General features: G+C 66.6%; 11 protein-coding genes. 4 read left to right on the forward strand and 7 right to left on the reverse strand.

The genetic code is table 11. The features are described from left to right. Positions 1-83: 83 nt before the first annotated feature. The 3 genes from ligA to DRB17_RS13605 are packed head-to-tail and all read right to left on the reverse strand — an operon-like array spanning position 84 to position 4,810. The gene (gene ligA, locus DRB17_RS13595) at positions 84-2,243 is read right to left on the reverse strand and encodes an NAD-dependent DNA ligase LigA (protein ID WP_114582766.1); all 2,160 of its coding nucleotides are present in this window, start codon (positions 2,241-2,243) and stop codon (positions 84-86) included. A 2-nt stretch (positions 2,244-2,245) separates the two neighbouring features. Then, positions 2,246-3,922, reverse strand: a complete 1,677-nt coding sequence (recN, locus tag DRB17_RS13600) for a DNA repair protein RecN (protein ID WP_114582767.1) — start codon at positions 3,920-3,922, stop codon at positions 2,246-2,248. 9 nt (positions 3,923-3,931) lie between these two features. Next, complete coding sequence (locus tag DRB17_RS13605; RefSeq protein ID WP_241503839.1) at positions 3,932-4,810, reverse strand: outer membrane protein assembly factor BamD; 879 nt, start codon at positions 4,808-4,810, stop codon at positions 3,932-3,934. Positions 4,811-5,005: 195 nt separating this feature from the next. Here DRB17_RS13605 and DRB17_RS13610 point away from each other — a divergent pair, with 195 nt between their 5' ends. Further along, positions 5,006-5,740: an aldolase gene (locus tag DRB17_RS13610; protein WP_206607888.1), complete on the forward strand. Its 735-nt coding sequence runs from the start codon at positions 5,006-5,008 to the stop codon at positions 5,738-5,740. A 36-nt stretch (positions 5,741-5,776) separates the two neighbouring features. Here the strand turns inward: DRB17_RS13610 and DRB17_RS13615 are convergent, their stop codons facing one another. Genes DRB17_RS13615 through DRB17_RS13630 form a run of 4 tightly spaced genes read right to left on the reverse strand, consistent with a single transcriptional unit; the run spans position 5,777 to position 9,322 of the window. Beyond that, positions 5,777-6,616 carry a VOC family protein gene (locus tag DRB17_RS13615; RefSeq protein WP_161958820.1) on the reverse strand — a complete coding sequence of 280 codons (840 nt, stop codon included), beginning with the start codon at positions 6,614-6,616 and terminating at the stop codon, positions 5,777-5,779. After that, entirely contained in the window at positions 6,613-7,293 is a 681-nt protein-coding gene (locus DRB17_RS13620) for a class II aldolase/adducin family protein (RefSeq protein ID WP_114582770.1), read from the reverse strand. The genes DRB17_RS13615 and DRB17_RS13620 overlap by 4 nt, the downstream gene beginning before the upstream one ends. Before the next feature lie 21 nt (positions 7,294-7,314). After that, positions 7,315-8,421, reverse strand: coding sequence for an S-methyl-5-thioribose-1-phosphate isomerase (mtnA, locus tag DRB17_RS13625; RefSeq protein ID WP_114582771.1), 1,107 nt, complete (start codon positions 8,419-8,421; stop codon positions 7,315-7,317). Between the two features lie 19 nt (positions 8,422-8,440). Continuing rightward, positions 8,441-9,322 carry an S-methyl-5'-thioadenosine phosphorylase gene (locus DRB17_RS13630; protein WP_114582772.1) on the reverse strand — a complete coding sequence of 294 codons (882 nt, stop codon included), beginning with the start codon at positions 9,320-9,322 and terminating at the stop codon, positions 8,441-8,443. A gap of 353 nt (positions 9,323-9,675) precedes the next feature. Here DRB17_RS13630 and DRB17_RS13635 point away from each other — a divergent pair, with 353 nt between their 5' ends. The 3 genes from DRB17_RS13635 to DRB17_RS20720 all read left to right on the forward strand — a co-directional run bounded on the left by DRB17_RS13635 (position 9,676) and on the right by DRB17_RS20720 (position 12,403). Then, positions 9,676-10,638: a transporter gene (locus DRB17_RS13635; protein ID WP_114582773.1), complete on the forward strand. Its 963-nt coding sequence runs from the start codon at positions 9,676-9,678 to the stop codon at positions 10,636-10,638. 179 nt (positions 10,639-10,817) lie between these two features. Then, the gene (locus tag DRB17_RS13640) at positions 10,818-11,180 is read left to right on the forward strand and encodes an ArsR/SmtB family transcription factor (RefSeq protein ID WP_114582774.1); all 363 of its coding nucleotides are present in this window, start codon (positions 10,818-10,820) and stop codon (positions 11,178-11,180) included. 485 nt (positions 11,181-11,665) lie between these two features. Beyond that, positions 11,666-12,403 (forward strand): helix-turn-helix transcriptional regulator, encoded by a 738-nt coding sequence (locus DRB17_RS20720; protein ID WP_114582775.1) that lies wholly within the window; start codon positions 11,666-11,668, stop codon positions 12,401-12,403. Positions 12,404-12,531 lie beyond the last annotated feature (128 nt).

Genomic DNA, 12,531 nt, shown 5'->3' on the forward strand with positions numbered 1-12,531 from the left:
GCCAATTAGAGACGCAGACTTCGCCTGGGTTGCACAAAACATCGGCCGAATCACCCCGAACTCAGCCCCCAAACTTGTGCGCCTCAGGCCTGCCCGATCAGCTCCAGCCACGCCTCCTCGGACAGCGTGGTCACGCCCAGTTCCTGCGCCTTGCGTGCCTTGGAGCCGGCATCCGCCCCGACGACGACGTAATCGGTCTTCTTGGACACGGAACCCGCCACCTTGGCGCCCAGCGACTCGGCCCGCGCCTTCGCCTCGCTGCGGGTCATCCGCTCCAGGCTGCCGGTAAAGACGACGGTCTTGCCACTGACCGGGGAATCGCCCGCCCGGGCGTCGACGAACGGTTCGATCTCTTCGAGCTGCGCCTCCAGGTCCTCGATGACGTGGAGGTTGTGCGGCTCGTGGAAGAAGTCGCAGATGGCATCGGCCATCTTCATGCCGATGGAATGGATGGCGCAGAGGTCCGCGTAGAATTCGCCGACGTTCTCTGGCTTCTTGGCCTCGTCCGGGTTCTTCGCCCGTTCGTCGGCGGCCTGCTTCATCGCCTTCTGCCAGGCGTCCAGCGTGCCGTAGTTGCGGGCCAGCAGCCGGGCCGTGGTCTCTCCCACCTCGCGGATGCCCAGCGCGTAGATGAATCTGTCCAGGCCGATGGTCCGCCGCTCGTCAATGGCATCCAGCAGGTTCTTCACCGACTGGGCGCCCCAACCCTCGCGCTTCTGCAGGTCACGCTTGTGATCACGCAGGCGGAAGATGTCGGCGGGCGTCTTTAACAAGCCGTCGCGCCAGAACGCCTCGATGTGCTTGCTGCCCAGCCCCTCGATATCGAACGCCTCGCGGCTGACGAAGTGCTTCAGGCGCTCCACCTGCTGATAGGGGCATGCAAGCTCGCCGGTGCAGCGCGGCACGACCTCGCCCTCGATATGCGCCACCGGGGTCTCCAGCTCGCACGGGCACACGGTGGGAAAGACAAAGGGCTCGGTACCCTCGGGCCGCTTGTCCTTCACCACGCCGGTAATCTGGGGGATCACGTCGCCCGCACGCTGGACGACCACGGTATCGCCTTCGCGGACGTCCTTGCGGGCGATCTCGTCCGGGTTATGCAGGGTGGCGCGCGAGACGACGACGCCGCCGACCGAGATCGGCTCCAGGTTTGCGACCGGCGTCAAGGCACCCGTGCGCCCCACCTGGATCGTGATCCGGTTCAGCACGGTTTGCGCCTGCTCGGGCGGGAACTTGTGCGCAATAGCCCATCGCGGCGCGCGCGAGACATAGCCCAATCGTTCCTGCAGCGCGATGTCGTTCACTTTGTAGACCAGCCCGTCGATCTCGTAGGACAGGCTCGCCCGCTCCCCCTCCATGTGCCGGTAGTAGGCCAGCAGATCCTCGACGCTGGTGCACAGCCGCGCCGGCTCGTTCAGGCGGAATCCCCAATCGGCGAAGCGCCGGCGCACGTCCCACATGGTGGCCGCGATCGGTCCCGAAATCTCGCCCCAGGCATAGGCCAGGAAGTGTATGGGACGGCGCGCCGTGACGCGGGGGTCAAGCTGGCGCACCGAACCCGCGGCGGCGTTGCGGGGATTGGCGAAAAGCTGCTTGCCGGCCTCGCGCTGGCGCTCGTTCAATTCGGCGAACGCCTTGCGGTCCATGTAGACCTCGCCGCGCACCTCCAGCGTGTCCGGCCAGTCGCCGTCCGGCAGGCGGTCGGGCACGTCCTCGATGGTCAGCACATTGCGCGTGATGTCCTCGCCCTCGGTGCCGTCGCCGCGCGTCGCCGCCTGCACCAGCCGGCCGTTCTCGTAGCGCAGCGCGCAGGACAGCCCGTCGATCTTCGGTTCGGCCACGATCTCCACGGGATCGTCGTCGCCAAGGCCCAGGAAGCGGCGGACGCGGGCGACGAAGTCGGACACCTCCTCCGCTTCGAAGGCGTTCGACAGCGACAGCATCGGCACACGATGCCGCACCTTGGCGAAGCCGGCCGCGGGCGCCGCCCCCACCTTGCGCGAGGGACTGTCGGCGCGGACCAAGTGCGGGAAGCGCCGCTCGATCCGCTCGTTGCGCAGGCGCAGGGCGTCGTAGTCGGCGTCGGAGATCTCCGGCGCGTCTTCCTGGTAGTACAGCCGGTCGTGATGGGCGATCTCCACCGCCAGGCGCCCCAGCTCCGCCCGGGCCTTGGCGTCGTCGAGTTCCTCGACCGGAACGTCTGGACAGCCGGCCGGACGCTCTTCGGATTCGCGGGCCGCCATGGTCAGGCCGCTCCCATCAGCTTGGCGGCGGCGGCGCGCGCCTCCTCCGTCACCTCGGCCCCGGCTAGCATGCGGGCAATCTCCTCCTGCCGTTGTTCGTGGCTCAGCGCGGACACGTCGGTGACGACCGCCTCGCCCTGCTCCGTCTTGGCGACTCGCCAATGGTGGTTGGCACGCGCGGCCACTTGCGGCGAGTGCGTCACCACCAGAATCTGCCTGCCATCGGCCAGCTTTGCCAGCCGTTCGCCCACGGCATGCGCGGTGGCACCGCCGATGCCGCTGTCGACCTCGTCGAACACCAGCGCGCGCCGGGGCCCGACCTGCGCCAGCACCACCTTCAGCGCCAGCAGGAAACGCGAAAGCTCGCCGCCGGACGCGATCTTCGCCAGCGGGCCCGGCGAGGAACCGGGGTTCGTCGCCACCTCGAAGACAGCGCGCTCCAGGCCGTTCGCGCCCCAATCAGCCTCGTCCAGGCGTTCCAGGCGCGTCTCGAACCTGGCCTTGTCGAGGCGCAGCGGCGGCAATTCGGCGTTCACCGCCGCGTCCAGACGCTCTGCCGCCTCCGCCCTTGCCCGCGACAGCTCCTCGGCGGCGGCGACGTAGGCATCGCGCGCGGCCTGGGCCGCTTGTGCCAGTTCCGTCAGCCGCTCGCTGCCGCTGTCGATGGTCGCCAGCCGGCCGGCAAGCTCCTCGCGCAGGGCAAGCAGTTCGTCCGGCTCCACGCCGTGCTTTCGCGCCATGTCCTTGAGTGCGAAGAAGCGCTCCTCGATCTGCTCCTGCTGGCCGGCGTCCAGTTCGATCTCGCTCGTCAGCGAGTGGAGCCGGCCCAGCGCGTCCTCGCAGTCGGCCATCGCCCGGTCGAGTGCGTCCATGACAGGGCTCAAATGCTCCCCGAACTGCTCACCGGCGCGGTCGAGGGCGCGCCGGGCGGCCGCCAGGGCGTCCTCCGCGCCGCGCCCGTTCTCGCCGCCGGTCAGCTCGGCCTCGGCGGCATTTACGGCGGCGACCACCTTCTCGGCGTTCATCAGCAGGCTGCGCTGCTCTGCAAGCTGCGCCTCCTCGCCCGTTTTCGGGTCCAGGGTATCCAACTCCTCCACCGCGTGACGCAGGAAGGACTCGTCCTGGCGCGCTTGTTCAAGCTGTTCCTCCGCCTCGCGTCGGGCGTCGATCGCGTCCTTCCAGGCGCGATACCGCTCGCCCACGGCCCGCACCTGCTCCCCCAGGCCGCCGTAAGCGTCCAGAAGGGCGCGATGGGTTCCGGAGTCGAGAAGGCCACGTTGCTCGAACTGACCCTGCACTTCCACCAGGGCGTCGCTCAGCCGGCGCAGCAGCGTTACCGAGACCGGCTGGTCGTTGACGTAGGCCCGCCCTCGCCCGTCCTGCCCCAGGACACGGCGCAGGACAAGCTGGTCGTCCTCCGGCTCGATGTCGTGTTCTTGCAGGATGTCCCAGGCCGGATGCCCGCCCGGCAGGTCGAAGGATGCCGTGACCGAGGCCTGCTTCGCCCCCTTGCGCAGAAGCCCGCTGTCCGCCCTGTTGCCGAGCGCCAGCCCCAGCGCGTCCAGCAGGATCGACTTGCCGGCGCCGGTCTCGCCGGTCAGCGCGCACAGCCCAGCCGTGAAATCGATCTGCAGGCGTTCGATCAGGACGACATCGCGGATCGCAAGGCTGAGCAGCATGCGCAGCCCTTAGGTCAGCGAGTTCCAGACGCGGCCGATCCAGCTATCCTCGTCGGCCTCGGGCCGGATGTCGCGCCCCGTTAGCAGCTCGTAGCTGTCGATGTACCACTCGCTGCCCGGAAAGTTGTGGCCCAGCACCGCCGCCGTGGCCTTGGCCTCATCCTCGATGCCAAGCGCCAGGTAGGCCTCGACAAGGCGATGCAGCGCCTCCGGCGTGTGGCTGGTGGTCTGGTACTCCTCGATCACCGTGCGGAAGCGGTTGATCGCCGCAAGATAGTGGCCGCGCTCCAAGTAGAAGCGGCCGACCGCCATCTCCTTGCCGGCCAGGTGATCCGTGGTGAGGTCGAGCTTCAGGCGCGCGTCGCGGGCATACTTGCTGTCGGGGAAGCGTTGCACCACCTCCTCCAGCGATTGGCGCGCGTTCACCGTCATCTTCTGGTCGCGGCGGACGTCGGAGATGCGCTCGTAGTAGCTGAGCCCCTTCAGATAATAGGCATAGGCGACATCGCGGTTGCCCGGATGCAGCTCAATGAAGCGGTCGAGCGCGTTGATCGCCTCGTCATACTTGTTGTCCTGGTAGTAGGAGAAGGCCGCCATGAGCTGCGCCTTCGACGCCCAGACGGAATAGGGGTGCTGGCGCTCCACTTCGTCGAACAGCTTGGCGGCGTCGACGTAGTTCTCCTGCGCCAGCTCGTCCATCGCGTTGTTGTAGAGCTCGCTGACCGAGCGTTCGATATACTCGTCCTCGTCGCTGCTGCTGCAGCCCGCGATGGCCAAGCCAAGCGCGGCGGCGAGGAGGACTCCGAAGCCGGCGCGGCGCCGGCCACCGGTACGGTTTCCATGCGGCGGGGGGATCGAGGGCGTCATCATCTTCCGCTGTCGTTTCATCGCGCAAGGCGACAGGCCGCCCCATCTGCTGGGCAACCTGAAATTCCATGCGACATTACAGACAACCCCTGCCGCCCTCAAGCGGGATGGGCAGGCATTGCCACCTCGGGGTCGCGCCTGCCATATGATGTGCCGCGCCGTCGGCGGAACGACTCCGCAGGCGGCCCGGCCCACCACGCCTACGGGAGCATGGCGATGCACGAAAACGAGCAGGAACTCCGCCGGGATCTCGCCGCGGCGCTGCGCCAGGCGGCGCACCTCGGCTTTCACGAGGGGATCTGCAACCACTTCTCCGTCGTGGTGCCGGACGGCGAAGGCCGCAACGCGCGCCAATTCCTGATCAACCCGGAAGGCGTGCATTGGCTGGAGATGACACCGGACGCCCTGGCCCTGTGCGAGCTGGACCGCGAAGACGCCGGCGTTCCCGAGGGAGTGGAAGCGACAGCGTTCCACATTCACCGGGAAATCCACCGCCTCGTCCCGCACGCCACCTGCGCGCTGCACACGCACATGCCGTACGCCACGGCGCTCTGCCTGCGCAAGGACATGCGCCTGAAGATGGCCAGCCAGAACGCCCTGCGCTTTTATGGCCGGGTCGGCTACGAAACGGCGTATGGCGGGCTGGCGCTCGATTCCGACGAAGGCCGGCACATCGGCAGTGCCCTGTCGAACGCCGACGTCGCCTTCCTGGCCAATCACGGCGTCGTGGCGGTCGGACCCACCGTCGCCGAGGCTTTCGACGACCTTTACTACCTGGAGCGCGCCTGTCAGCACCAGATTCTCGCGGAGACGGGCGGCGCGGAATTGAACGAGTTGGACGAGCCCACCTGCCGCGCCGTCGCCGAGCAGTTCGCCACCGAGCGCCCCGCCGCCGCCGAACGCCACTTCGCAGCCATCAAGCGCCTGCTGGGCGCGCCCTTCGCCGCTTAGGTTACACTGCGGGAAGTGGATCGCGTGGGCGGATAGCTAAACGAAATCCAGCGCCGCGCCGCAGGCGTCGTCGGGCAAAATATGCAGCCGGCCGTCCCTGCCCCGCTCGAAGGCCACGCCGTGGTCGCGCAGGTAGCTGGCCGTCGCGGGCAGGTCCGCGACCGCGATTTCCATCGCCGCCGGGCCGGGCCTGGCTGGGACTACCGCTTGCGGATGCCGTTGCGCCAGCCCCTTGCCGTCGGTGAAGCGCAGCACGCAGGCTCCACAGGTGACCTCCACCACGTTGTCGGTGTTGCGCACGGCGTCGAGGCCGAAAAGCTCGCCATAGGGCACCGCCATCGCGCCGGGCTCGTCCACCACGACCGTCAGGCCGGCGATGCGCCGGGCGCCGTTCGGCTGCTCCACCCAAGGCGCCTGCCAGACGATCTCCGGCGTCAGGTGCTGGCAGACGAAGCTGCGCAAACCCGGCGTCGCCTCCGGCGGCAGGTGGTAGAGACGGAATTCCGGCAGGACGTCGCCCTCGGGCAGTTCCAGCGTGCGCTTCAGGTCCTTCGGCCCGTCGCCCGGCTTGTTGAGCGCCTGCATCTGCGCGGCAACGCTGTCCAGGTCGTCGCCGGCGAAGGCCGCACCCAGCAGCCCCTCGCCATGCTCCGCCAGGAAGACGTCGAGGTTGTTGGTGAACTGCGACGGGTCGACGATGCCCAGCAATTCCAGGTAGTCGCGGCCGAACATCAGGCAGTAGTTGGCCGTGCCCCAGCCGATGTGCCGGCCACGTGGCGTGGACCGGAAGCCCAGGCGCTCGTAGGCCGCGCGTCCGGCTTCGAGATCGTTCACGCCAATCAGCAGGTGGTCCAGGCCGGTGATTCCCTCGCTCAATCCGCTTTCGCCCCTTCGCTGTCCGCGGCCGCCTCGGGCTTGCCGTAGGTTTTGAATTTCTCCAGCACGCGCGCCATCTCCGCCTCGTCCAGCAGCACCGGCTCGCCGATCTGCAGCGCCCGCCAGTACTGCGCGGCCAGGGTCTCAACCTCGACCGCCAGGGCCAGAGCCTTCTGCAGATTGTCGCCCAGCGCAAGCATGCCGTGGTTCGCCAGCAGGCACGCCTTGCGTCCCTCCAGTGCCTTGAGCGCGTTGTCCGACAGCTCGCGCGTGCCGAAGGTGGCGTAGGGCGCACAGCGGATATCGCTGCCGCCGGCCACCGCGATCATGTAGTGGAACGGCGGGATGTCGCGGTGCAGGCACGACAGCGTCGTACAGAACATGGCGTGGGTATGCACGACGGCGCCGACATCGTCCCGCCCGGCCAGTACGTCGCGGTGGATGTGCCACTCGCTGGTCGGCCTGCGGCCGGCGGCGGGGCACGACCAGTTGCCGTCGAAGTCCATGGCGACGATGTCCTCGGCCGTCATCGCCTCGTAAAGCACGCCCGACGGCGTCACCAGCAGCCCGCCCTCCACGCGGACACCCAGGTTGCCCGAGGTTCCCTGGTTGATGCCCAGCGCGTTCATGCGGCGGGCGGTATCGACGATCTCCTGCCGCAGTTCAGGGTGGTCCATCCCGCGTGCCCTCTCCGCCGCCTACTCGGCCGCCGCCGTCGCGTGCTCGGGATAAAGCGCGCGCAGGCTGTCCTTGCTGGCGGTGCACACACCACGCTCGGTCACAAGTGCCGTCACCAGGCGCGCCGGCGTCACGTCGAAACCGAAGTTGGCGACCGCGCTGCTCTCGGGCGTCACGCGAACCGCCGTATCGTGCCCGTCGTCGGTGCGCCCTGGAATGTGGCTGACCTCGCGGCCGTCGCGCTCCTCGATCGGGATTTGCTCGCCGTCCTCGATGGACCAGTCGATGGTCGGCCCCGGCAGCGCGACATAGAACGGCACGCCGTTGTCGTGCGCCGCCAGCGCCTTCAGGTAGGTGCCGATCTTGTTGCAGACGTCGCCCGCCGCCGTCGTGCGGTCGGTGCCGGTGATGCAGAGGTCGACCTCCCCCCGGCGCATCAGCAGGCCGCCGGCGTTGTCCACGACCACCTTGTGCGGCACGCCATGGCGTCCCAACTCCCAAGCCGTCAGGCCGGCGCCCTGATTGCGCGGGCGCGTCTCGTCGACCCAGACGAAGACCGGAATCCCCTCGTCGTGCGCCTTGTAGATGGGCGCGAGCGCCGTACCCCAGTCGACGGTGGCAAGCCAGCCGGCGTTGCAGTGGGTCAGGATATTGACCGGACCGCGCCCGTCCTTGGCCCGATGCGCCTCGCGGATCAGGTCCAGGCCATGGCGGCCGATGGCCTCGTTGATCTCCACGTCCTCGTCGCAGATCTCGCCGGCGCGGCGGAAGGCGGCGGCGGCCCGCTCGCCCTCCGGCAGCGGGGCCACCGTGGCGCGCACATCCTCTACCGCCCACTTGAGGTTGATCGCTGTCGGCCGGGTCGCCACAAGCGTCTCGCACGCGCGGGCCAGCATGGCGTCGGAGGCATCGGCGCGCAGGGCCAGCCACAGACCGTAGGCCGCCGTGGCACCGATCAGCGGCGCGCCACGCACCAGCATGGCGCGGATGGCGTGCGCAGCGTCCTCAAGCGTCTCCAGCCGCACCGTCTCGAAACTGTGCGGCAGCCTGGTCTGATCGATGATCTCCACCGCCCGGCCGTCCACCGCCGGCCAGATGGTACGATACGCATCGCCGTCGACCTTCATCGCTCTCGTCCTCCGGGCTTCAAAGCACCCGGCCCGCCACGGCCTGGAGCCGTTCCACCATCGCGCCGTCGCGCGCCTCAGGCCGGGTGATGACGGCGTTCTCCAGCGCCCGGTGGCAGCCGTGGTCGCAGGCCTCGGCGCGTCCCGCCAGTTGCGGCACCACGCGGCGCACTAGCGCACGGGCCTTGTCGGCGTTGTCCATCAACACCTTGATGACCTGCTCCACCGACACCGCGTCGTGCTCCTCGTGCCAGCAGTCATAGTCGGTGACCATCCCGATCGTCAGATAGCAAAGCTCCGCCTCGCGGGCCAGCTTGGCCTCGGGCATGTTGGTCATACCGATGACGTCGCAGTTCCACGAGCGGTACAGCTCGCTCTCGGCCCGCGTCGAGAACTGCGGCCCTTCCATCACCAGGTAGGCGCCACCCCGGCTGACCGAAATGGATTCGGCGCGCGCGGCCGCTTCCACCACGCCGGCCAGGCGCCCGCAGGTCGGCTCGGCCACCGAGACATGGGCGACCAGCCCAGTATCGAAGAACGACTTCTCCCGCGCGAAGGTGCGGTCGATGAACTGATCCACCAGCACGAATGTCCCCGGCGGCAGATCCTCCTTCAGCGACCCCACGGCGGAAAGCGACAGGATCTCCGTGACGCCGGCGCGCTTGAGCGCATCGATGTTGGCGCGGAAGTTCAAACGGCTTGGCGGAATCCTGTGGCCGCGGCCGTGGCGCGGCAGGAACACCACCTTCTGCCCATCGATCTCGCCGGTCAGAAGTTCGTCGGACGGATCGCCGAAAGGTGAATCCACCTTCCGCCATTGCGCGTTCTTCAGCCCCTCGATGTCGTAGACGCCGCTGCCGCCGATAACGCCGACGACCGGCGGCGTTCCAGGCTCGCCCATTACCCACCTCTACTGGATTTTGATGCGATCTATCGATCTATGGTTGTTGTTGCCGCAGCTTGCCACGCCTACAGCGGCAAGTCAGCCGCATCGTGCCCCGCAGCGACAAGCAAAGTGGACCAGCCTTGCGCGGATCGCAATCTCCGGGATCGCGCGAAACAGCAAACATGTATCTGATGTTCGTCAAAGTCGCACTTTGATACAAAAAAATCAAAATTTTTATGGTTGTGGCATGTGTTTTAGATCCCTACAAAATTTAATATTGAGTAATAAACTCGCGTACTGGTTGCTTCGGTATCGAGGGTTCGCCGGCGCTGCGCGTCGGTGATTCGAGCTAAGAGGGTGAGAAAAAAATGTTTCGATATCTTCTCGCGGCCGTGGCCGTCGTGCCGCTGGCGCTGCCTCTATACGCGCAGGCAAGCTGCGGCTCCGCGTTCTGCACCGTCAACACCGACTGGGACGCGCAGAGCCCGACGGCGGGACCGGGAACCCGGGTCGACCTGCGCTACGAGTACATCAAGCAGGATCAGCCCCGTCACCATACCAAGGACGTTGACGTCGGCGAGCTTCCCCGCCACCACGACGAGGTCGAGACCATCAACCACAATATCGTCGCGACCGTGGATCACACCTTCGACGAGAACTGGGGTGCCTCCATTGCCCTACCGTTCGTCAAGCGCGACCACGAGCACATCCACAATCATCACGGCAGCCAGATTTTCGATAGCTGGGATTTCAGCAAGCTCGGCGACATGCAGGTGCTGGGCCGCTACAAGTTCTCGCTGGAACAAGACGACCCCGCGATCATTCCGGGCTTCGGCCTGAATTTCGGTCTGGAACTGCCGACCGGCGAGTTCCACGTGAAGAACGATGACGGCGAGTTGGCCGAACGCAGCTTGCAGCCGGGCAGCGGCACGGTGGACCTGCTGCTTGGCGCGTTCTACCAGCAGACGCTGCTTGACTGGGATTCCTCCTGGTTCGTGCAGGGCCAGTTCCAGCAGCCGCTGCACCAGCGCGAGGATTACGAGCCCGGCTGGGAATTCTCCGTCGACGTCGGCTACCGCTACAACGCGACGGAGGACCTGGGCCTGCTGTTGCAGCTCAACACCGCGGTCAAGGGCCGCGATCACGGCGATCAGGCCGAGCCCGAGGACACCGGCAGCGCGCTTGTCGCCATCAGCCCCGGCATCAGCTACTCCATCCTCGACGGGGTGCAGGTCTACGGCCTGGTGCAGCAGCCGGTATACGAGTGGGTGCGCGGCGTTCAGTTGACGGCCGACTGGTCGACGGTGGTCGGCGTCACGACCCGCTTCTGAGCCCTATCCCGTTGGACTGCTCGACGCCCTTGGAGCCGCCGCTGCCGGCGCGCGGCTTCGGGGGCGTTCGCCGCTCCGGTCCAGTGGTCTGTCCAATTCCAGTTCAAACTGCTCTTTAATCCGGTTCCACCTCCGGTTATAGTGAATTAAAATTCCGTGTCATCGGGTGGTTGGGGGCAATGCACATCACGTCTGAAGAGATCGAGGTCCTGGAAGGGACTGCCGACAAGGCCTGTCGTCTGCTCAAGGCGCTGTCGAACAGGGATCGCCTGCTCATTCTTTGTTATCTGGCGCACCACGAACGCAACGTCAGCGACCTTGAGGGGCTGCTGCAACTTCGTCAGCCGACGCTCTCGCAGCAGCTCGCTCGGTTGCGCAGCGAGGAACTGGTGAAAACGCGGCGCGAGGGTAAGGCGATCTATTACAGCCTGATCAGCGACGAGGTCCGGCAGGTGATCCGTCTGCTCTATGGCCTCTACTGCTGTTCCTCGCAGACCGTGTCGGAGATGCCGCCCGCGCGGCTGGCCGCGGCCGGATCCTGACGGCGGACCGCAGGGCGAACTTCATCGGCTGGCGTCTCGACGGCAGTGACCTGACGCCCCTGCCGCCTTCGGGCGGCGGGGCGTTCGGCTTGTGGTAAGAAACCCTTGGCACGGCCGACGCCATCGTGAACTCACGAAATATTGAGGTTCACGAAACGGGCGGCGCTGCCTTTTCCGTTGCGGGGCCGCTCCTGCAAACACCAGGGCCGCTCCTTCGGCCAAATTAAAAAACGATAAAATTACAAGTACAAAGCCGATTACCTGCCCGTACGGATTCCGGCGATTACCGAATATCACCGTTGGGACTGAGAAATCGGCGTACACCGAAAGAGTCATCTACGTCGTCTATGACTTATCGTATCTTGTGGAACGCAAAGGATATTGGTGCGTTACGACAGAATAGGCAGGAACGAATGGGGTCGGCAAACAAGCTGACTATGCCGAAGCAACCGGCCGATCGCCTTGCCGGGGCATGAGAGGGTAGGATGCGCAAGGTGATAGCCTACCGCAACACCGCACAACCGGACGGTGGAAGCCCGCGGCATAGAACCTCCCCGGCGGAACGGGCAAAACCGAACGGATCGGAAGGCAAGGGCCGGATCGAGGTGCTGCTCGTCTCCCAATCGCACGAGGAGGCTCAGCGCCTGACGCGCGCCATCGAAAGCGACGGTTCCTGCGAGATCGTCGGCCGCCCGGAGTTGCATACGCTTGCCTACGCGGCGCGCGTACGCGGCGACGTCGTGGTCGTCGAGCACAGTGCGTTGGTCAATATCGATATCAACCAGTTCGTTCTGGTATCCCGCCGACTGCCGGTGGTGGTTGCGCTGACCCGCGGCACGCTCCTGGGCGTGGCGGAGGTCGTCGCGCTCTCCGACGGGCTGCTGTTCACCGATTATAACCTGGACATGGCCTGCAAGATCCTGGCCCTAGCGCGACGTGGGTACTGCCTTTTGCCGCGCTTCCTCGGCACCGAGCACGTCATCGACGAACTTCGCCTCTCGTGCCTGGCGCAACTCAACGAGCAGGACACACGGGTCCTGGAGAAACTGGGCCGGGGTCTCAGCAACAAAACGATTGCGACGGAACTCGGGGTTTCCGAGGCGGCCGTCAAGGCGCTCGTCCGATCGATCCTGCAGAAGCTGCACCTGCACAATCGAACGGAAGCCGGGGTCTTCTACATCCGCCATGAAGACCGGATCGGCGAGATCGCCCCGCACCTGTAGGAAACGAGATACCGGCCCGACATCCGCGGGGCTGGCAATCCGAGCCCGCCCCCCATCCAGACTGGAACAAGAGCGCCGGATGAACGGCCACTATGAACGTGGCCGTTCATCCGGCTGCCCCGCAGCCG

The organism is Ferruginivarius sediminum, from assembly GCF_003344765.1.
In the GTDB taxonomy this organism is placed as follows: domain Bacteria; phylum Pseudomonadota; class Alphaproteobacteria; order Kiloniellales; family Rhodovibrionaceae; genus Ferruginivarius; species Ferruginivarius sediminum.

Bases quoted from the DNA above. Each gene is read 5' to 3' on its own strand.
- ligA (WP_114582766.1), bottom strand. From the start codon at position 2,243: ATGGCGGCCCGCGAATCCGAAGAGCGTCCGGCCGGCTGTCCAGACGTT.
- recN (WP_114582767.1), bottom strand. From the start codon at position 3,922: ATGCTGCTCAGCCTTGCGATCCGCGATGTCGTCCTGATCGAACGCCTG.
- DRB17_RS13605 (WP_241503839.1), bottom strand. From the start codon at position 4,810: ATGAAACGACAGCGGAAGATGATGACGCCCTCGATCCCCCCGCCGCAT.
- DRB17_RS13610 (WP_206607888.1), top strand. From the start codon at position 5,006: ATGCACGAAAACGAGCAGGAACTCCGCCGGGATCTCGCCGCGGCGCTG.
- DRB17_RS13620 (WP_114582770.1), bottom strand. From the start codon at position 7,293: ATGGACCACCCTGAACTGCGGCAGGAGATCGTCGATACCGCCCGCCGC.
- mtnA (WP_114582771.1), bottom strand. From the start codon at position 8,421: ATGAAGGTCGACGGCGATGCGTATCGTACCATCTGGCCGGCGGTGGAC.
- DRB17_RS13630 (WP_114582772.1), bottom strand. From the start codon at position 9,322: ATGGGCGAGCCTGGAACGCCGCCGGTCGTCGGCGTTATCGGCGGCAGC.
- DRB17_RS13635 (WP_114582773.1), top strand. From the start codon at position 9,676: ATGTTTCGATATCTTCTCGCGGCCGTGGCCGTCGTGCCGCTGGCGCTG.
- DRB17_RS13640 (WP_114582774.1), top strand. From the start codon at position 10,818: ATGCACATCACGTCTGAAGAGATCGAGGTCCTGGAAGGGACTGCCGAC.
- DRB17_RS20720 (WP_114582775.1), top strand. From the start codon at position 11,666: ATGCGCAAGGTGATAGCCTACCGCAACACCGCACAACCGGACGGTGGA.